This window comes from Blastococcus sp. SYSU DS0669, from assembly GCF_054050895.1.
In genome coordinates this window covers 323,557-342,113 of the sequence record NZ_JBJHAE010000002.1, presented here as the reverse complement: position 1 = coordinate 342,113, position 18,557 = coordinate 323,557, and the positions used below count along the sequence as shown (strand labels likewise).

Annotated in this window: 15 protein-coding genes; 10 read left to right on the top strand and 5 right to left on the bottom strand. The window is 69.1% G+C overall.

What is annotated here, in order from left to right; genetic code table 11:
* Window positions 1–31: 31 nt before the first annotated feature.
* From ACI792_RS04165 to ACI792_RS04155, 3 genes are all read right to left on the bottom strand, one after another.
* A complete protein-coding gene (locus ACI792_RS04165; RefSeq protein ID WP_456601461.1) occupies window positions 32–1,876 on the bottom strand; it encodes a hypothetical protein in 1,845 nt (614 codons plus the stop codon).
* Complete coding sequence (locus ACI792_RS04160) at window positions 1,873–2,901, bottom strand: hypothetical protein (protein ID WP_456601460.1); 1,029 nt, start codon at window positions 2,899–2,901, stop codon at window positions 1,873–1,875. Before ACI792_RS04160 ends, ACI792_RS04165 begins: the two co-directional genes overlap by 4 nt.
* A gap of 98 nt (window positions 2,902–2,999) precedes the next feature.
* Window positions 3,000–3,794 carry a hypothetical protein gene (locus tag ACI792_RS04155; protein WP_456601459.1) on the bottom strand — a complete coding sequence of 265 codons (795 nt, stop codon included), beginning with the start codon at window positions 3,792–3,794 and terminating at the stop codon, window positions 3,000–3,002.
* Window positions 3,795–4,122: 328 nt separating this feature from the next.
* On the opposite strand from ACI792_RS04155, the gene ACI792_RS04150 reads away from it, so the two are divergent.
* The 10 genes from ACI792_RS04150 to ACI792_RS04105 all read left to right on the top strand — a co-directional run bounded on the left by ACI792_RS04150 (window position 4,123) and on the right by ACI792_RS04105 (window position 15,350).
* On the top strand, window positions 4,123–4,272 hold the full coding sequence (locus ACI792_RS04150; protein ID WP_456601458.1) for a hypothetical protein: 150 nt from the start codon (window positions 4,123–4,125) through the stop codon (window positions 4,270–4,272).
* A gap of 1,040 nt (window positions 4,273–5,312) precedes the next feature.
* Window positions 5,313–6,773 carry a type I restriction-modification system subunit M gene (locus ACI792_RS04145; RefSeq protein ID WP_456601457.1) on the top strand — a complete coding sequence of 487 codons (1,461 nt, stop codon included), beginning with the start codon at window positions 5,313–5,315 and terminating at the stop codon, window positions 6,771–6,773.
* 2 nt (window positions 6,774–6,775) lie between these two features.
* Entirely contained in the window at window positions 6,776–7,930 is a 1,155-nt protein-coding gene (locus tag ACI792_RS04140; RefSeq protein WP_456601551.1) for a restriction endonuclease subunit S, read from the top strand.
* Window positions 7,927–11,349, top strand: a complete 3,423-nt coding sequence (locus ACI792_RS04135) for a DEAD/DEAH box helicase family protein (protein ID WP_456601456.1) — start codon at window positions 7,927–7,929, stop codon at window positions 11,347–11,349. The genes ACI792_RS04140 and ACI792_RS04135 overlap by 4 nt, the downstream gene beginning before the upstream one ends.
* Window positions 11,350–11,413: 64 nt before the next feature.
* Complete coding sequence (locus ACI792_RS04130; RefSeq protein ID WP_456601455.1) at window positions 11,414–12,124, top strand: PD-(D/E)XK nuclease family protein; 711 nt, start codon at window positions 11,414–11,416, stop codon at window positions 12,122–12,124.
* A complete protein-coding gene (locus tag ACI792_RS04125) occupies window positions 12,117–12,719 on the top strand; it encodes a hypothetical protein (protein ID WP_456601454.1) in 603 nt (200 codons plus the stop codon). Before ACI792_RS04130 ends, ACI792_RS04125 begins: the two co-directional genes overlap by 8 nt.
* A complete protein-coding gene (locus ACI792_RS04120) occupies window positions 12,716–13,246 on the top strand; it encodes a hypothetical protein (protein WP_456601453.1) in 531 nt (176 codons plus the stop codon). Before ACI792_RS04125 ends, ACI792_RS04120 begins: the two co-directional genes overlap by 4 nt.
* Window positions 13,206–13,580, top strand: coding sequence for a restriction system modified-DNA reader domain-containing protein (locus ACI792_RS04115; RefSeq protein WP_456601452.1), 375 nt, complete (start codon window positions 13,206–13,208; stop codon window positions 13,578–13,580). The genes ACI792_RS04120 and ACI792_RS04115 overlap by 41 nt, the downstream gene beginning before the upstream one ends.
* A gap of 346 nt (window positions 13,581–13,926) precedes the next feature.
* Complete coding sequence (locus ACI792_RS04110) at window positions 13,927–15,171, top strand: hypothetical protein (RefSeq protein WP_456601451.1); 1,245 nt, start codon at window positions 13,927–13,929, stop codon at window positions 15,169–15,171.
* An 11-nt stretch (window positions 15,172–15,182) separates the two neighbouring features.
* Window positions 15,183–15,350: a hypothetical protein gene (locus ACI792_RS04105; RefSeq protein WP_456601450.1), complete on the top strand. Its 168-nt coding sequence runs from the start codon at window positions 15,183–15,185 to the stop codon at window positions 15,348–15,350.
* A gap of 226 nt (window positions 15,351–15,576) precedes the next feature.
* On the opposite strand, the gene ACI792_RS04100 is transcribed toward ACI792_RS04105, so the two are convergent.
* Together ACI792_RS04100 and ACI792_RS04095 are read right to left on the bottom strand one after the other, a co-directional pair.
* Window positions 15,577–16,461 carry an alpha/beta fold hydrolase gene (locus ACI792_RS04100; protein WP_456601449.1) on the bottom strand — a complete coding sequence of 295 codons (885 nt, stop codon included), beginning with the start codon at window positions 16,459–16,461 and terminating at the stop codon, window positions 15,577–15,579.
* 14 nt (window positions 16,462–16,475) lie between these two features.
* Window positions 16,476–17,945: an NAD(P)/FAD-dependent oxidoreductase gene (locus ACI792_RS04095; protein WP_456601448.1), complete on the bottom strand. Its 1,470-nt coding sequence runs from the start codon at window positions 17,943–17,945 to the stop codon at window positions 16,476–16,478.
* Window positions 17,946–18,557 lie beyond the last annotated feature (612 nt).

Genomic DNA, 18,557 nt, shown 5'->3' with positions numbered 1-18,557 from the left:
GTCCGGGGCGGTTCGTCGTCTCACGCAGGGGTCAGGCAGCCTCGAGGACCGGCTGCATGTGGCCGCCGCGGAGGCGACGCAGGTGCTCGGCGTCGACGGCCTTCGCCTCCTCCTTCGTCAGGTCGCGGAAGCCCCAGTAGGGCGGGTCGGGCTGCAGCAGCGGGTGGTCGGCCGGGCCGCGGGCGGTGCGGTCGTGCCAGCTGCGGAGCTGTTCCTCGTTGAAGACGCTGGCCTTGACCGCGGCGACGATGGAGGCCATCGCCAGGCCGGGGAGTCGGTTCTGACCGCGGCGCAGTCGCTGCCGGCTGGCGTTCTTGAGGATCCCGAAGACCCCCTCGGCCAGCGCTCGCCGCTTGAACAGCCGCCGCCACCGGCGGCTGCCGTAGTACTCACGCTGCATCAGCTTGCGCTGGTGGTTCGCATCGTCCGGGTCGGGCGTGAAGTCCATCGTCTTGTTCGTGCAGGACTTGCGGGTGGTGTGGTCCTCCGGCGGGGTGATGATCGGCAGCCCCAGCTGGGTGGCCGCCTCGACCTGCGCGGCGCCGAGGGCGTGGCAGCCGGCGCGCCCGGCGCGGGCGGGGCAGATCCACTTGCTGGTCACGCTCTTGCCGAGGCCGCTCTCCTTGCGGTCGAAGGCCCAGTTGCGCTGGAACTCGTCGACGTCGTCGTGGAAGGCGTCCCATTCCTCGGCGGTGGCGCGCTCCGGCGGCAGCGGCCGCTGGTCCATCGGGGCGGCGGCGCAGTGCAGCCAGCCGTGCTGCATCTGCGCGCCGTTGATGTCGACGACCCTGTGGTTGTCGGTGCGCATGGCGAGACCCTGTTCGATGCCCCGCTGGGCCAGCGGTACGGCCCACCGGCCGCCCTTGAGGTTGGTGTACAGCATGTCGCCCACGAGCCGGGTGATCTGGTGGCGGCTGCGGATGCGGTCGATCAGCCCGAGCGAGGCCTCGACGACGTCGGCGTTGGCGGGGGTGAGGACGAACCCGTCGATGAGCACCGGCTCGGAGTCGTCGTCGGCGTTCGGGTCGGGCACCCGGCAGATGGTGTGCTGGTGGAAGCCGAAGCCGACCTCCTTCTCGCCGCTCTTGCTGGTCTTGTAGCCCCAGGCGGCGTCGAGGCAGCGGCCGCGGGCGCCGGCGGGCGCGGGCGCGCTCTGGTCCTCGGGCGCGGTGGCGCCCTCGTCGTCGGTGGCGATGCCGGCGACCTCGAGCGCGTCCGGGTCCGCCCCGTCGGTGACCCCGTCGGCGAGGTCCTTCTCCAGCTCCTTCTTCCGCTTGCCAGGGCCGCGGGTCCAGGCCCACTGCCCGGTGGCGTCCAGCGCACTGGTGCTGCCGGTCCGCGGGATGGTGGCGACAGCGATGAGCGCGTCGATGATCTGCTCGACGGTCCCCTGACGAGCGGCGCGCTCGGTGTCGTCGAGCTGCGGGGCCGCGCCGTGGCCGTAGTCGAGCCGCTTCCGCAGGGCGGTGGCGGCGTTGGACAGGTCGTCGTAGCCGATCTCCTCGACGCCGTCCTCGGCCCAGATCCTCTTGCGGGGCTTGCCGTTCTTGACCAGCGCGGGCGCGTCGGGGTCGAACGGCTTGGCGTTGGTGCGCTTCGTCGTGGTCGGCGGGCGCAGCACGCCGAGCTCCCACTGCTTGTCACGGGGCAGGGCTTCGGTGAGCACTTGGTGGATGCTGGCGAGAGTGGTCTCGTGCCCCAGCCGGGTGCACAGGTGCATGCCGATGAACAGCAGGCGGGTGTTGTCCCGGATCCTGCCGATCCGGCCGGGCTTGCCGGGCTGTCGAGGCGGGCAGGCCATGTCCAGGACGCCGCTGCTGTCGATGACGTGTACGGTGCGGTCGACCAGGGCCGGGGTGAGGTGCTTGGCGCTCATCGGGCGCCCCCGCGCAGCGCATCGACGGCGGGCGTGGACAGGCCCTTGTGCTCCAGCCACGGGCCCAGGTGAGGAACCAGGTCGACCAGCGTGCGGGCGGACTTCAGCCCGGCCGCCTGCAACAGCACGCCGATGGGGACGGTGTCGGTCATCAGGTCGGCCAGCCAGGTGGCGCGCAGCCGCGCCGCCTCGATGTGCGGGACGTTGTAGAGCGCGGCGTTCTCGACGGCGCGGGCCGCGGTGTTCCGCCGGTCCACCTTGTCCCCGAGCACCAGCTCGCCGGCCCGCCTGCCGTCGACGGCGGAGCGGAGGAGGTTCTCCAGCCTCGAACGGACCGGCACGATCCGCGGCCTCGGCTCCTGGACGTGGACCTGCAGGCCCTGCATGCCGAGGTCCTCGATGTGCTCGATGCGCAGATGGCGCAGGTCGACGCTGTCCAGGCCGGCGCCGGCGCCGAGGGCCACGACGGTCGACAGGTCGCGGCGCTTGGCCTCGGTCGGCTGGGTGCGGCAGACGCGGGTAATGACCGCTAGATCCGTCGGCGTGTAGGGAGGCTTGACCGCGCTGTGCCCGATCGGGGTGAGCCGTGCCGGGGTGGTCGGTCCCGGGTTGACAGTGCGGGCGAGGGCGAGCAGGCGCCGCCGACGCTCCGCCTTGACCGAGTCGCCGGCTCCTGTCATGCCCAGGCGCAGGTACTCGTCGATGAAGGCGGTGGTCAGCACCTGAACGGGCTCGAGGGTCAGGCCCCGCTGGATTGCATAGGCCGCCAGTCCGGCGATGTGCGTGCAGTGCTTGCGGACGCTCTCGGCACCGGTCAGCGTGCTGGCGGTGATGACGGTGCGGAGGAACGGCCGGATGGCGGCCATCTGCACGACCGTGAAGCTGGCGCCGACGTAGTCGTCGATCAGCTGCGCCAGCTTCGGCGGCAGGTCGCGCTGCTGCTCCTGCTGGGCCTGCACCTGTGCCAGCTGGCGGGCCATCGCCGCCTTGCTGGGCTTGCGCGGTCGGGTGGAGTTGCTCGTCAAGGTCGGCTCCCCGGTCCGGCTGCCCGGCCTCTCCGGGCAGCTCGAGCCGGGACCGTGCGGGGGCCGCTCGGCACGGCAATCACCGCGACTGGCAGTCGTCAGGCGCCGCGCAGCACCGCCCTGTGCCGGTCGGACGGCTGGTCCGGCAGTGCTGCGGCGTGGGTAAGGCCGAGGTCGAGGTCACGCCGGGTCAGCCCCGCTGCGGCGATGAGCACCGCCAGTGGCTGCACGGTCAGCAGCACCTCGTGAGTGACCGCCGCGGCGAGCACCCGCTGGGTGAGTCCGAGTCCGTGGCGCTCCGCGAACGCCCGGGCCCGCCGCCAGGCGGTCGGGTCGGCGTCGCCCGCCTCGCCGTCCCCGCGGCGAGCGCGGCGGGCTGTCTCCACCGCGGCGACGAAGGCCGCCGCGTCGGCGCCGCGGTCTCTCGCGGCGACGGCCAGGAGGTGGTCGATCTCGCCGGCGAGCGATGGTGAAGGCAGGGCGTCGACCCGCTCGCCGTCCGTGCGCCGGGCCTGCCGCCACGGCACGTCATGGTGGGCCGCCTGCAACCGGCGCAGGATGCCGCGGCGGTTCTCCCGGGTCTTGTCCGACGCGCCGCCCCGCGCCAGCGCGAGGTCGAAGTCGAGCAGCGTCGTGTCGGCCAGGGTTTCGTTCAGCGACAGGTCTCGGTTGCGCTCGGCCAGTCGGCCGGCGACCGCACCGAGCGCCTGGATGTCCTTCTCGACGCGGGTTCGGGTGAGCGGCCCGGCCTTCTTGACCACGGCGATGGCGTCAGGCGCGAGGGCAGCCCAACGCTCGGCGGCCACGCCGGTCGGGGCGTAGTCGGCGAGAAAGCGGTCGAGTTCAGCGGGGTCGTCGAGCCGAAGGCCGGGGCCGTTGGCGGTAGCGGTCATGGCCGGTACGGGTCCGGCGATGGGTCGGATCGGCAATGAGGTTGATCCGACCGCGGGGAGGGCGCTTGGCTGACGCTGCTTGCGTGGACCGCCGACCCACCGACCCGGGACATGGGTGTGGCCCCGCCCTTGCGGGCGGGGCCACGGTGTGGTTCAGGACGCCGGGCGGACCTCGACGTCGGATACGTGCCAACTGCCGACAGAGCCGGCAGGACTTCGATGGCGGCCGGCCGGCGGTGTGCAGCCGGGCGGCGTCGGCCGTCACCCATCCGGCGTTCGACTGGGCCCAGACGCCGGGGTACTCCTGCCGCAGCCGTTCCTCGACGCGGTGGAGGCTCTCCCAGAGAAGGTCCGCGCCGGGCACGTCGTGGCAGAGGTGCTCGACGGCGGCGTCGGCGAGCGCCTGCCGGCGAACCAGGAGCTTCCTCAGCCGGTAGTCGCGCAGCGGTTCGGGCGTGCTGGCGCCCTGGGTGTGTGAGTTGTGGGTCATCGGCTTCTCCGTGCCGATCGGCGTTCCCGGCACCGGCGGTGCGGGTGATGCGAACGGGCCGAGGCCCGTGCGCATCACCCATCCGCGCGGCTTCCCAGGGCGCAAGGCCCCGGTCACCGCTCCGTCGGAGGCGCCATCCAGCCCAGCACCAGCTCCGCGTCACGGGCGAGTGCGTCCAGCCGCGCCTCCAGCTTCCCGAGCTCACGGGCGCAGTCCATCGCCCGGTCGGAGCCGGCGCAGTCGGAGCACGCACCGGTCGACTCCTCCAGCCGCGAAAGGAGCAGTTCCGCGGTGACGCGGAGGACCGCGAGCTGCGCGGGGCCGGGACCCCAGCGCAGCGGTAGAGGAGCAGCCGGATGGGGATGCCCACCAGCGTCGCTGCCCGGGTGAGCACAGCCTGGTCCGAGGCGGTGACGACGCGGGCTGCCGGCCACGGCTCGTGGCCGTTGTCGATGGACGGGAAGGGGAGCACGGACATGCCGGCACCTCCGGTTGCTGGCGACCCAATGGGCCGCGGCGGACGATCCGCGCCCTCAGCTGTGCCGGCTGAATCCGTCCGGGCATTCGACCGGGCAGCCCGATTGACGAAGGAAAGCGCCCCGTGACCGTGCCGGCGACGGCGTCTCGTGGTGCCGCCGGATCGCAGTCTGACAACTACACAGAGATCAACGGACGCCGGGTCGCCGGCGGCTGGCAGCCGTCATCGAAGGAGGTGATCCCGACGGCGTAGCCGCCCGCGGCCAACAGGTCTCCGGACTCACTGACGTCTGGGCACAGGACATGTGCCCAGGTCATGCCGACGCCGAAAGGAGGTGAATCCTCGCTGGCGTGACCGACCGTGTCCGGTTGTCCACTGTGTGGCGGCCGTCGGGCTACCGTGCCTGTGCTTGAACCTGACCGAGGGAGTTGCACGTGCTGTCGCGCGCGAAGAAGTACGGACCGCTGAAGTCCGAGGACGTGCTGTTCACGGCAGCAGACCAGTTCCGCGACTCGGTGCAGCCGGGAGAGCCGCAGAGGGGGGTGTCGGCGTGATCACCGGCGAGCTCAAGAGCAAGATCGACAGAGTGTGGGACGCCTTCTGGTCAGGAGGCATCTCCAACCCCCTTGAGGTCATCGAGCAGATCACCTACCTGCTGTTCATCCGTCGGCTCGACGACCTCCAGACGCTGAAGGAGCGGAAGGCCAACCGCACCAGCAAGCCGATCGAGGACCCGATCTACCAGCCCGGCGAGGCGGACCTGCGCTGGTCCCGGTTCAAGGACTTCGAACCCGGCGTCATGCACCAGGTGATCGGCGAGGGCGTATTCCCGTTCCTGCGTCAACTGGGCGGGGACGGGTCCACCTACTCGGAGCACATGAAGGACGCCCGGTTCACCATCCCGACACCGGCACTGCTCTCCCGCGTCGTCGACATGCTTGATGACGTCCCCATGCAGGACCGCGACACCAACGGCGACCTCTACGAGTACATGCTCAGCAAGATCGCCAGCGCCGGTCAGAACGGCCAGTTTCGGACTCCGCGGCACATCATCCAGCTCATGGTCGCGATGACCGCTCCCCAACCGTCGGATGAGATCTGCGACCCGGCGTGCGGTACCGCCGGCTTCCTCGTCGCTGCCTCCGAGTACGTCCGCCGCGAGCACCCCACGGTCATGACCGACGCGCAGCAGCGGCAGCACTACCACCGCAGCATGTTCCACGGGTACGACTTCGACTCCACCATGCTCCGCATCGGCAGCATGAACATGCTCTTGCACGGGGTCGAGCAGCCAGACATCCGCTACCGCGACTCGCTATCCGAGGGCGCGGCGGGCGAGGAGGGCCTCTACTCCCTGATTCTCGCGAATCCGCCATTCGCCGGCAGCCTTGACTACGAGTCGACGTCGAAGGACCTGCAGCGGGTCGTCAAGACAAAGAAGACGGAGTTGCTGTTCCTCGCGCTGTTCCTGCGGTTGCTCAAGCCTGGCGGGCAGGCAGCGGTCATCGTCCCCGACGGAGTGCTCTTCGGGTCATCGACAGCACACAAGACCCTTCGCCGGGTCCTAGTCGAGGACCAAAAGCTCGACGCCGTGGTGAAGCTCCCGTCCGGGGCATTCAGGCCGTACGCGGGCGTGTCCACAGCGATTCTGCTCTTCACCAAGACCAACAGCGGCGGTACTGAGAACGTCTGGTTTTACGATGTCCAGGCCGACGGCTTCAGCCTCGACGACAAGCGCATTCCTGGCGGCCCCGATGACCTTCCAGACGTGCTCGCACGCTGGGCGGAGCGCGATGGCGATGAACTGAAGCGCGAGCGCACCGAGCAAAGCTTCTGCGTGCCCAAGTCCGACATCGTTGCTCAGGAGTATGACCTCTCGCTGAGTCGATACAGAGAACTTGTCCACGACGAGGTCGAGTACCAACCTCCGCTGGACATCATCGAAGGTCTCGAGAAGCTCGATGCTGAGATTCGCCAGGGGCTTGCAGAACTAAAGGCTATGCTGTCGTGAAGATGCTTGCGCTTGGCGAGTGTTGCGAGATTGTGTCGGGGGCAACGCCGAAGAGTTCCATCCCTGACTTCTGGGGCGGTGACGTCGCTTGGGCGACTCCGGCCGACCTGAGTGAGCTCAGTGGCGCTTACATCGAGACGACGCCGCGCAAGCTCACTGCGGCAGGGCTCGCTAGCTGTTCTGCGAAGGTGCTGCCCGTGGGCTCAGTGCTCCTCAGTTCTCGCGCTCCCATCGGTCACGTTGCCATCAACAGAGCACCAATGGCGACGAACCAGGGCTTCAAGAGTCTGATCCCGAAGGCTGAAGTTCTGGACGCGAAGTACCTCTATCACTGGCTGTGCTTCAAAAAAACATACCTGCAGTCCCTCGGCAATGGCGCGACGTTCAAGGAGATCTCCAAGACGACCGTCGCACGTGTCGAGATACCGGTGCCATCGATGGAAGAGCAGCGCCGTATCGCGGCAATCCTGGACCAGGTTGACGACCTCCGCGCAAAGCGTCGTCAGCAACTCGCCCATCTCGACGCTCTACCCCAGTCTCTCTTTCACAGCATGTTTGCTCAGTCCTACGAGCCGTCGCCGCTTGGTCACGTGGCAACCTTCATCCGTGGGGTCACCTTCAAGCCCGACGACAAGGTCGAAGAGGGTCCCGGAGCTGTTGCCGTGATGCGGACGAAGAATGTGCAGAAGCGACTGGATCGATCCGATGAGATTCACATCCCTGCGAGACTGGTCAAGCGTCAGGAGCAGTACCTGAGCCAGGGAGATACGCTCATCTCTAGCGCAAACAGTTGGAATCTGGTCGGCAAGGCCTGCTTTGTTGAGAGCCTGCCGAAGCCTGCCGCGATCGGCGGATTCGTCACAGCTCTGCGGAGTAGAGGGCAACTTGATCCCCACTACTTGTTTCACTGGTTCACTTCCCGCAAGATTCAAGAAGTGGCAAGGAGCTTCTCGACTCAAACCACCAACATCGCCAACCTCAACCTGAAGCGTTGTGCGGACCTGCCGATTCCCGTGCCGCCGATCGATCTTCAGCGCGAGTTCGCAGCATGTGTCGCGCAGATCCACGCCGAGCAAGTCGCTGTTCAGCATGGGCAGACCAGTATTGACGAACTCTCTTCATCACTGCTGTCCCGAGCGTTCCGGGGTGGCCTATGAGATCTAACTTCGATCTCATCGCGACGGAATGGCCGCAGATCCACGGTGACTGCGCCCGTGCCGAGTCGTACCTTTCGTCTGACTCGCGGTCGGCGTGTTTCTATGCCCGCCGTGCGGCGGAGCAACTCGTCGGGCTGATCTACGACATCGACGGGCTGGCCATTCCGTACAAGGACGACCTATCGGCCCGCATCAACGAGCCGGGGTTCCAGCGGCGCGTCGGCGTCGGCATCGGGCAGAAGCTGAACCTGATCCGCAAGCTCGGCAACCGCGCAGTCCACGACGTCCAGCCCATCCCGGCCCGAGCCGCGGTGGATGTGCTGCGAGAGTTGCACCACGTGGTGGTGTGGACAGCCTTCCGCTACTCCTCCAACCCGGCGGCGGTTCCCACTGGGGCCGTGTTCGACCCGAAGCTCGCCGGCAGTCAGGCGCCGCTGAGTCGGGCGGACGTGGTCAAGCTCGCGGAGAAGTTCCGCCAGCAGGACGAGGCCAATGCCCGAGCGCTCAAACAGCGAGATGATCTCGCGGCGGCGAAGGACGCCGAGATCAAGGAGTTGCGGCAGCAGATCAAGGCTGCGCAGGCCGCGAACGCGCTGACCGACACGCACGACTACTCCGAGGCCCAGACCCGCGACCTCATCATCGACGAGCTTCTCCGCGAGGCCGGCTGGCAGCTCACCGATGTCCGGGACCGCGAGTTCGAGGTCACTGGCATGCCCAACGCCGAGGGCAAGGGCTTCGTCGACTACGTGCTGTGGGGCAGCGACGGGCTTCCGCTGGCGGTGGTGGAGGGGAAGAAGACCACCGTCGAGCCTGCCGTGGGCCAGCAGCAGGCCAAGCTGTACGCCGACTGCCTGCAGCAGATGACCGGCCGCCGGCCGGTGGTCTTCTACACCAACGGCTACCAGACCTGGCTGTGGGACGACGCCGCCGGCTATCCGCCGCGGCGGGTCGAGGGCTTCTTCACCGCCGACGAGCTTGAGCTGATGGTGCAGCGCCGCACCGGCCGCCTTCCGCTCGCTGAGGCGGGCATCGACAAGGCGATCGTCGGCCGGCACTACCAACAGCGCGCGATCCGGACAGTGGGGGAGACGTTCACCGCCAAGCAACGGGCCGCGCTGCTCGTGATGGCCACCGGGTCCGGCAAGACCCGAACGGTCATCGCGCTGGTCGACCAGCTCATGAAGGCGGGCTGGGTCAAGCGAGCGCTGTTCCTCGCCGACCGCACCGCCCTGGTCAACCAAGCCGTCGGGGCGTTCAAGACCCACCTGCCGAACGCGACCACGGTCAACTTGGTCACCGAGAAGGTCGCCGACGGCCGGGTGTACGTCTCGACATACCCGACGATGATGAACCTGATCAACGAGACCGACGACGGCCGCCGGCTGTTCGGCCCCGGCTACTTCGATCTCATCGTGATCGACGAGGCCCACCGGTCGGTCTACCAGAAGTACCGCGCGATCTTCTCCTGGTTCGACTCCCTGCTGGTCGGCCTGACCGCCACGCCGAAGGACGAGGTCGACCGCAACACCTACACGCTGTTCAACCTTGAAGACGGCGTGCCCACCGACGCCTACAGCCTCGACGAGGCAGTCGCCGAGGGGTATCTCGTGCCCCCCGTGGCGGTGTCGGTGCCCACCAAGTTCCTCCGCGAGGGCATCCGCTACAACGAGCTCAGCGAGCAGGAGAAGGACGACTGGGACTCCATCGAGTGGAGCGAGGACGGCGACGTCCCCGACGCCGTCACGGCCGAGGAGCTCAACAAGTTCCTCTTCAACGCCGACACCGTCGACAAGGTCCTCGCCACTCTCATGAAGGACGGCCACAAGGTCGCCGGTGGCGACCGGCTCGGCAAGACCATCATCTTCGCCAAGAACCAGGCCCACGCTGACTTCATTCAGAAGCGCTTCGATGCCAACTACCCCGAGTACGCCGGCCACTTCGCCCGCGTCATCACCCACTCGGTGACCTACGCCCAGAACCTCATCGACGACTTCTCGAGCAAGGACAAGGCGCCGCACATCGCCATCTCCGTCGACATGCTCGACACCGGCATCGACGTCCCCGAGGTCGTCAACCTCGTCTTCTTCAAGCTCATCCGCGCCAAGAGCAAGTTCTGGCAGATGATCGGCCGCGGCACCCGGCTGTGTTCCGACCTCTACGGACCGGGAGAGGACAAGAAGAACTTCTACGTCTTCGACTTCTGCGGCAACCTCGAGTTCTTCAGCCAGAACCTGCCCGACTCCGGCGGGTCGCTGCAGAAGTCGCTCGCCGAGCGGCTGTTCGAAGCCCGACTGGGGCTGCTCACTGCACTGGACCAGGCCGGCGCTAGCACCGGCGCCGGCCACCAGCCGGAGGTCGGCCATGGCGAGGTCAGCGAGCGCGGCCTGCGCGTCGACGTGGCCTGGGCGCTGCACGAGGTGGTGGTCGGCATGAACGTCGACAACTTCCTGGTCCGCCCGGCTCGGCAATGGGTGGAGACGTACTCCGACTGGGACGCCTGGCACCAGTTGACCCAGGAGAAGGCCGGCGACATCGCGCACCACCTCGCTGGCCTGCCCTCAACCAAGCGGGACGACGACGAGGATGCCAAGCGCTTCGACCTGATCCTGCTGCGGCTACAGCTGGCGCGGCTCGACGGCGATGCCGTCCTGTTCGAGCGGCTGCGTACGCAGGTGCAGGACATCACCGCCGCGCTGCTTGGCCAGACCGCGATTCCCTCGGTCAAGGCGCAGGAGCAGCTGCTCGAGGAGCTGTCCGGCGACGAGTGGTGGGTCGACGTCACCCTCCCGATGCTCGAGCTCGCCCGGCGCCGAATCCGTGCGCTCGTGCGGTTCGTGGAGAAGTCCCGGCGCGCCGTCGTCTACTCGAACTTCGCCGACGAGCTCGGCGAGAGCAGCGTCATCGAACTGCCCGGCGTCACCCCCGGAACGAACTGGGAACGGTTCCGCGCGAAGGCCCGCGCCTACCTGCGCGACCACGAGGACCACCTGGCCCTGCAGCGGCTGCGCCGCAACCTCCAGCTCACGCCGGAGGATCTGGCGTCGCTGGAGGCGATGCTGGTGGAGTCCGGCGCCGGTAGCGAGGCCGACATCGCCCGCGCCCGCGAGGAGTCCCACGGACTCGGGTTGTTCATCCGCTCCCTGGTCGGCCTCGACCGCGAGGCCGCGACCACCGCGTTCGACCGCTACCTGTCCGACGGCGCGTACTCGGCCGACCAGATCCGGTTCGTCCAGCTCATCGTCGAGCACCTGACCGCCAACGGGGTCATGGACATCGGCCGCCTCTACGAATCACCGTTCACCGACAGCGCACCGCACGGCCCGGACTCGATCTTCACCGAGGACGAGGTCGACGGCATCGTGACCGTTCTTCATCAGGTGAGGGAACGTGCTCTTCCGGACGTCACGGTCGCGTGACGGCGGGGTCACTGATCCATCGAGCAGGAGTGAGCAGTTGACCATGTCGCAGGGAGCAGCACACGTGACCGGGCCCGGCCAAGACGCCCTCGATGATGTGCACGCCTGGGAGCCGCTCCACGCGACGCTGACCATGGCGTGGGAGGCCATCGTCGCCGCCGAGGACGCCAAGGGCGCCAGCGCGGTGACGCACTGGACGAGCAGCCTGGACCGGCTGCGGGACACGCAGCGGAACCTCGTGCAAACCGGCCGCTGGCGGGGCGGTCCGCGGACGCTGCTCGCGGCCCTCGATCAGCAGTACCGAGAACTCGCCATGACCGCGGGGCTGGCGTGGCTGCTGCGCCCGGACGGACACCACGGCCTGGGCCCAGCTGCGCTGGACAGACTGCTTGACCACCTCGGGATCGACGGCTCCGGTACGGACGCCGGCGTGCGGGTGGTGCTGGAGGAACAGCGGGTGGAAACTCGCGCCGACCTCGTCGTCTACGGCAGCGACTGGACGATCGTGGTGGAGGCCAAGACCTTCGCGGTCGAACAAGACCGACAGCTGGACCGCCTGTACGCGCACTGGCGGAACGAGCCGGCCCCCTGCTTCGTCTTTCTCACCCGAGGCCGACGGTTGCCGACCACCGCCGTGGATAGCCGCGGCCAGTGGCGAGCGCTCACCTGGGAGCAGGTCGCCGACCTCGCCCGCGCGGCCGTCAACTCGATGACCGGGGCGGCACCCGGCGTCCACGACTACATCACCACCCTGGAGGCCTACCACCGTGTCTGACCCGATCGTCCCCACCCGGGAAGATGCCGACGCGAAGGCGTGGTTCTACCTCGACCACCGGCACGACATCGAGACCTGGGCTGCCCTGCGCGCTGAAGGTCGCCAGCTGCTGGACAAGCACCTCGTCGGTGTCGCTGCGCAGCTGGAAGAGCTGGCAGAGGAGTTCGATGCCGAGCTGGAGACCAACGACCTGGACTCCGGCTCCTGGCCCAGGGCGGGACTGCGCCGCTTGGCCTGGCAGCACAACGGGACCGCGGACGTCAGCGTCGCCATCCAGTGGGAGCGTGCCCGCCTGCTCACACCGGGACCGAACGAATGGCCGTACGTCGCCGTGCGTCTCCCCGCAGACGCGGCCGACGAGGAACGCCGACGGCAGCTCAGCGAGGCCATGCGGCCGGTGCGGGCACAGCTCAAGGGGTCCTCGGGTCGGACGTTCCCGTTCTGGCGCTACGTGCAGCCTGCGAGCGGCGCACCGCTGGACCCGGACGCGCTCACCCGGGAGATCCTGACGAGCTTCCGCGAGCTGTGGGACGCCGCAGTCCCGGCCCTCGACGATCTACACACCGCCGCGGCTCAGCCGGTGCAGGACCGATGACCGCGGCCGCGCCAAGTCCTGGTGCCGCCGACCAGCTACCGCTGTCAGTCCTGCTGCCGGACGCCCCCGCCGCTCCCGCGCTGATCTACGACTCCACGGCCGCGCTGGCGATGGCCGTCGTCGACCGCGGAGCCGTTGCCGCGTTGACCGCCAGCTGGGACGTGCCGGGAACCTACGTCCTGCTCGACCGACATGACTCCGACGGCACCTGGGGTTCCTACGTCGGCAAGGCACCGGCAGGCGTACGAACACGCCTGGGCCAGCACCTGAAGGCGAGGGACCACTGGTGCCGGGCGCTCCTCATCCGGCGCGACACCACGTTCAGGTTCAACAGCGCCCACGTCGGGTGGTTGGAGGGCCGGCTGTACGACCTGCTCGACGCGGCGGCCAACACCCGCCTGCACAACGGCAACCGGCCCAGCGACGAGACGCTGCCACCCTATGAACGCGTGGCGTTGGAGGGCGTCGTTCCCCCGATCCGGCGCCGTGCTGCGCCTCCTCGGCTACGACACCGAGACCCCCGATGACCAGTCGGCCGTCCGGCCGGCGGCGAAGACCCGCAGCAGCCGCTTCTACGGAATCACCGTCAAGCAGTTGCTCGATTCCGGCCTGCTCAGCCAGGGGGAGACGCTTACCTCGACGAACGGCGTCTTTCCCGCTACGGCTCTGCTACGTGCCGACGGCGCCCTTGAGTACAACGGCAGGCCCCATTCCAGTCCCAGTAAGGCGGCCAGCGAAGCGAAGGGCGGCCTCGCGGCCAACGGCTGGGACTTCTGGGCGGTCGACCGCCCCACCGGCCGCGTGCCGTTGGCTACCGTGCGCGCCCGCTGGCTTCAGGAGCAAGGGCCGGCAACCCGTTGAACAGCAGCGAGTGGCGCCCGAACTCGGTTGAGGAGACCGAACCGCCCCCTTACCGGTGATCTCACCGGGCTGTCACTGGAGCCCCTTATCGTGATCAAGATCGATGGGTTGTGGCCATCCCGTGCCGGTGCCGCTGCATCTCGCAAGCGCGCTGCGCCGTGGGGCAAGGGCAGCGCGGAACGCAACGGGACGGGGAGATAGCAAGTTGAGGTTCTGCTGGACATGGTCGTCGGCTGATGCCGCTGGCACGGCGGTGACAGCAGCAGGAAGTCCCCGGCCGGATCCTCAACTGGGGCGCGCGGCTGCTGATGCCATCTGGGCATCGCAGACCTGGTGCCATCGGAAGGTGGACAGCCTCCGCCTCCTGGAGGGGGAGCGGGGGCGGCGCAGGGTCTCTCTTGACTGCACTCCGCCGCCGGAGCCTGGGTTGGCGGCTGAGGCCAGCGAACGGGTGCTGCCCTCGATCGAGTTCGTCAAAGGGCAAGTACTCGTGCCGATCGCCATGATCAGCAAGGCCGTCATGCGCTCGCTGGATGTCAGTGACAGCGGCGGTGCATCCTTGCCGGTTGCCAACACAGCCCAGAACGGTGAAGTCGCGTGGGCAGCGCTCTGCCATGCCTTGAGCCAGGTCACGGATCCCTTGCCCGGGCAGCTGGTGAAGAGCTTGGCCGAGATTGCGCAGGGAGCGCCAGCGGCAGCCGCCCTTCAGGCCGAGGACCTCCTGAGCACCGGGCAGGTTGACGGTGTGCAAGTCTTCGATCCCCAAGCCGTCCCAGCGGCGGTAGGGGACCTCGTCCGAGACCTGGCCGACAACTTCCTGATGCTGGTGCTTCTTCCAGCCAACGACGTGGGGACGCGTCAGATCCTCAAGTACTCATTTCACTGGCGATCGGTCCCAGAGGCGAACACCACGTGGCTGAACAGGGTGTTGACCGCCTTCGGGTTCAGTAGCGCGGAGTACTCGCTTGAGGCTCACGGGGCTTCGTGGGCGGCGTCGTACCACCTGGAGGTACACGCCCCGCCGGGGTTGACCTCCACCGGACTTGAGCTTCCGCCGCGGGAGGCGGGAGGCGCCCCTGCCGGGCAGGACCTCACAGTGGACCCCGTTGCTCACGTCCACGGGTCTTACCCGGACCAGCCGCCGCTTGAGCCGCGGGCACGCCTTCAGCTCGCGGTGCCGTTCCCTGGTCTGCGGGCTACCGCCCTCCTGGTTTCACTCTTCTCCGCCGTCATCTTCGTTCTTGAGCAGGTACTCCCTGGCGCGCCCGAGGCGCTGCGGGATGCGGGCGACGGAGCCGCGGCCCTGCTGCTAGCGGCGCCGGCGATCGTGTTGGCACTCCTCTCGCGCTCCGGTGAGAACATCCTCGAAGCCCGGCTCCTCTTTCCCCTCCGAGCGGTTGTTCTAGGTTGCGCGTTGCTGTTGACCGCAGCGGCGGGCAGTGTTGTCGGGCAGCTGCACGAGCCCTACTTCAACTTGCTGTGGTGTCTCGGGGCATGGAGCACATCAGCAGCTACGCTGCTGCTCCTCCTTGCTGCGAGGTTGTCAGCAGTCCGGGGTAGAACACCGGGTAGCTCGGTTGAGGGCAACTAGGAGGGGATGACGTGCGCATCTTCAAGAGCATGAAAGCTCGCAAACCGATCGTCCGTATCACCACGATCGAGGGCAAGCGCAACGTGACAGTCCAGCAGTCGCCGCGGAAGTACGGTGAGGATCGCGCCCGGCTAGTGAGTCCGGCGACGAAGGTCGGCAAGAGTCGGGCGACGGCGTAGGGACACAGCGTCAGTCCTCCTGCCTCTTCGGGAGAGGTCCGCGCTACCGGACATGGCCGCAGTCGGGCCAGGGGCACACTGCCTGACCTGCACGGGTGCTGATTTCAAGGCCGAAGGGTGCAAACCGCTCGGGTCGTTCGTAGAAACGGATGCCCCGACCTCGCGGTTCGCCGATCTACGAAGACCCCACCACACCACCACCCCTGTTGCACCACGGAGGGCCCGGTCAGCTGACCGGGCCCTCCGCGCGTCCGGGTGCGGTCGCGCCGGTCAAGAACTCCGTGACCAGTTGCTCCACGGCGACGGGGTTGTCGAGCATCGGCCAGTGCCCGCTGTCGTCCAGCACGACGACCTGCGCCCGTGGGAAGGTCTCCCGCTGCCGTTCGGCCCAGCGGACAGGTGTGTACGGGTCCCGGGCACCCCAGAGGACCAGGACCGGGCGGTCGAACCCCCGCAGCCTCCGGTGGAGGTCCTCGGACACCGCAGCGAGGTCGGTCGCGCGGTAGAGCCGGAGCACGGCCCGGCAGGCAGCCCTGTCCCGGGAGGCGCGGTAGATGCGCTCTACCGCGTCCAGCGGCATCCCGCGCGGATTGCCCCGGCGGAGGTGTGCCTTGATGGCGGGGAGGGTGGTCGTGGCCATGAAGGCTTCGCCGAGCCCGGTCGTGCGCCAGATCCGCGCCAACGAGTGCCACGAGTAGTCGCGCATCACGCCGATGTCCACCAGTGTCAGGCTGGCGCACTGCTCCTGGTGGTCGGCCGCCCAGGTCAGGCCCCAGGGGCCACCGAAGTCGTGGAGGACCAGGTGCACCCGGCGGATGCCGAGCTCGTCGAGGAACACCTGCAGGTGCCGGGCGTAGCCGTCCACGGTGTAGACGAACCGGTCCGGCTTGTCGGACTCGCCGAAACCCGGCATGTCCGGAGCCACCGCCCGTGCGAAGGCGCCGGTGCGGGACACCAGCCGGCGCCAGTCCTCGGCGGGGCCGGGGTTGCCGTGGAGGAACACCACGGCCTCGTCGGCATCGGCCTGGCCGGCGTGCAGGAACGACGTGGGGACGCCGGCGACGGCGATCTCGGAGCGCCCGACCTCGGCCAACCGCGTCAGCGTCGTCACGGGAGCGTCCTCGCTCAGTGCCGGGCGTGAGCCGACGTGGGCCCGGTCGCGGCGGATGTGGACTCGGCCGCCCGCCAAGGAGGCGGGATGACCGCGCGGTGGTCGTGGTCCGGAGGGGCGCCGGCGCGGGCCGCTGCGGCCAGGACTCGCGGGCTGAAGACGGCGGTCGGTGCCGCCAGCATGCCCAGCAGTCGGACGTAGACATCGGCCACCGCCGGGTCGTGGGTCGCGGCGGCCACCACGCGGTCCAGGTAGCGGTGCTGCGCGCGCATCGCGGCGCCGGCGTGGGCGCCGGTGGTCGTCGGGAACCGCAGGTCCTCCCCGGTGGAGAGCATCCAGGGAGCCGCCATCGCGCGCGCCAGCGCCCGCTGCGTTGCGGCCGCGAGGCCGGCTCGGTCGTCGGCGCGGTGATCTCGCCGGTGCTGCCGCAGGCGGCTGCCGAGGGTGTCGGCGGCGACCGCGGCCACGCTCATCCCCTGCCCGTAGATCGGGTTGAACGCGCAGGCGGCGTCTCCGAGGACGATCAGTCCTTCCGGCCAGCGGGCCATCTTCTCGAAGCGCAGCAGCCGGTTGGTGGTGCCGCGGTGGGCCCGGATCGGCGACACCGGCTCTGCGTCGGCGACGGCATCCGCGATCACCGGGTGGCGCAGGCTGCGGGCGAACGCCCTCCAGCCGTCCTCGTCCGTCGGCGGGTGCTGGCCGGCCGCGCCCATCAGGCAGACCATCCACTGCCCGTCCTCGATCGGGAACAGGTAGCCCGTGCGTGGGATCGACGGCGGCTTGGAGGAGAGCATCACCGCCTTCCAATCAGCGCTGAAGCCGTCCGGCATCCGGAAGACCCGGGTGGCGTAGGCGATCTTCGGGTCCACCTCGGTCACCGGTGGGGAGGGATGACCCAGCTCCCGCAACCAGGCCACGGCTCGAGAGCCCCGCCCGGCGGCATCGACCACCACGTCGGCCGGGAGTTCGAACGGGGATCCGGCCCCGCTCACCGGACGCACCCTGACGCCGGTGACACCGCTGCCGTCCCGAGCGGGACGCACACCGGTGACCTCGTGGCCGTCCAGGACGTCGACCCCGGGCAGCTGCCTGACCCGGCGGCGCACCGTCGTCTCGAACACCGGACGGCTGGCCGAGACCACCTCCCAGCCGGGCGCCCCCCGGTCCAGCCACCCCGCCGGCGTCAGGATCAGGATGTCGCTGGGGACGCGCATCTGCACGGCGCCGGCCGCCCGCAGCTCGGTGACGTATCCCGGGAGCAGGCCGTCGATGAGCCGCAGGCCCCGAGCGAGCATGACGTGGAACTGGTGATCCTGCGGCACGCCGCGCCGGTGCTGGGTCCCGTCGGGCAGGGTGTCCCGGTCCACCACGACGACGTCCTCGAAATGGTCGGCGAGCACACGCGCGGCCAGCAACCCCGCCATGCTGCCGCCGACCACCACCGCACGGCCCGTTGCCTGCTCCTGACCACCCGGAACAGCCATGGTGCCCTCCTCCGGTGCGAAGCCGGTCCCGAGGCGGCAGCCTGGCACGGGCCCGGAGGCGGTGACAGGCCTCCTACCACGCACCACCGCCCGTCCGCGTGGTCCTCACCGTCACGGAGAGGCGCGGAGACGCTCGGTGAGACGGCGGCTCCGGGGCGGCGCAACGACCACTCGGGTGCAGCCGGCCGCACGTAGCCGGATCGAGGGGCCTGCGTGACGATCGGGCCCATGCAGGCCGGATCGGGCGCGAGGTCTCATCCGGCGGTGACGCGGCCACGGGTCCGAGGCGCCTGATCAGAAGCCACCCACACCGCCACCGCCGAGGACGGCGCCCGGTACGTCTCCGAACGGGGCGCCGGTGCGCTTCCCGCACCGCCGGCAGATCTTGTCGTCCGGTCCCGACGGCCGCTCGCTGCCCGGGTGTCGCTGGACGTAGGAGTGGAAACCGAACCGACACCGCAGTGGCTTCCGAGTCATGGGCGAATGCTAGGAGCCGCCGGTCCCGCCAGGGAGGGTCGTACGGCCCGGCGAACCGGGCCTGCGCCGAGGACTCGGGCCCGTTGGATCCGTCGCCCGGGTAGGGGCCGGCGGTCTCGTCGGGGATCTCGCCGG

What these genes read in the sequence shown, in the direction of transcription:
- ACI792_RS04155 (WP_456601459.1), bottom strand. Translation starts at nt 3,794, where the DNA reads ATGACCGCTACCGCCAACGGCCCCGGCCTTCGGCTCGACGACCCCGCT.
- ACI792_RS04165 (WP_456601461.1), bottom strand. Translation starts at nt 1,876, where the DNA reads ATGAGCGCCAAGCACCTCACCCCGGCCCTGGTCGACCGCACCGTACAC.
- ACI792_RS04095 (WP_456601448.1), bottom strand. Translation starts at nt 17,945, where the DNA reads ATGGCTGTTCCGGGTGGTCAGGAGCAGGCAACGGGCCGTGCGGTGGTG.
- ACI792_RS04135 (WP_456601456.1), top strand. Translation starts at nt 7,927, where the DNA reads ATGAGATCTAACTTCGATCTCATCGCGACGGAATGGCCGCAGATCCAC.
- ACI792_RS04140 (WP_456601551.1), top strand. Translation starts at nt 6,776, where the DNA reads ATGCTTGCGCTTGGCGAGTGTTGCGAGATTGTGTCGGGGGCAACGCCG.
- ACI792_RS04120 (WP_456601453.1), top strand. Translation starts at nt 12,716, where the DNA reads ATGACCGCGGCCGCGCCAAGTCCTGGTGCCGCCGACCAGCTACCGCTG.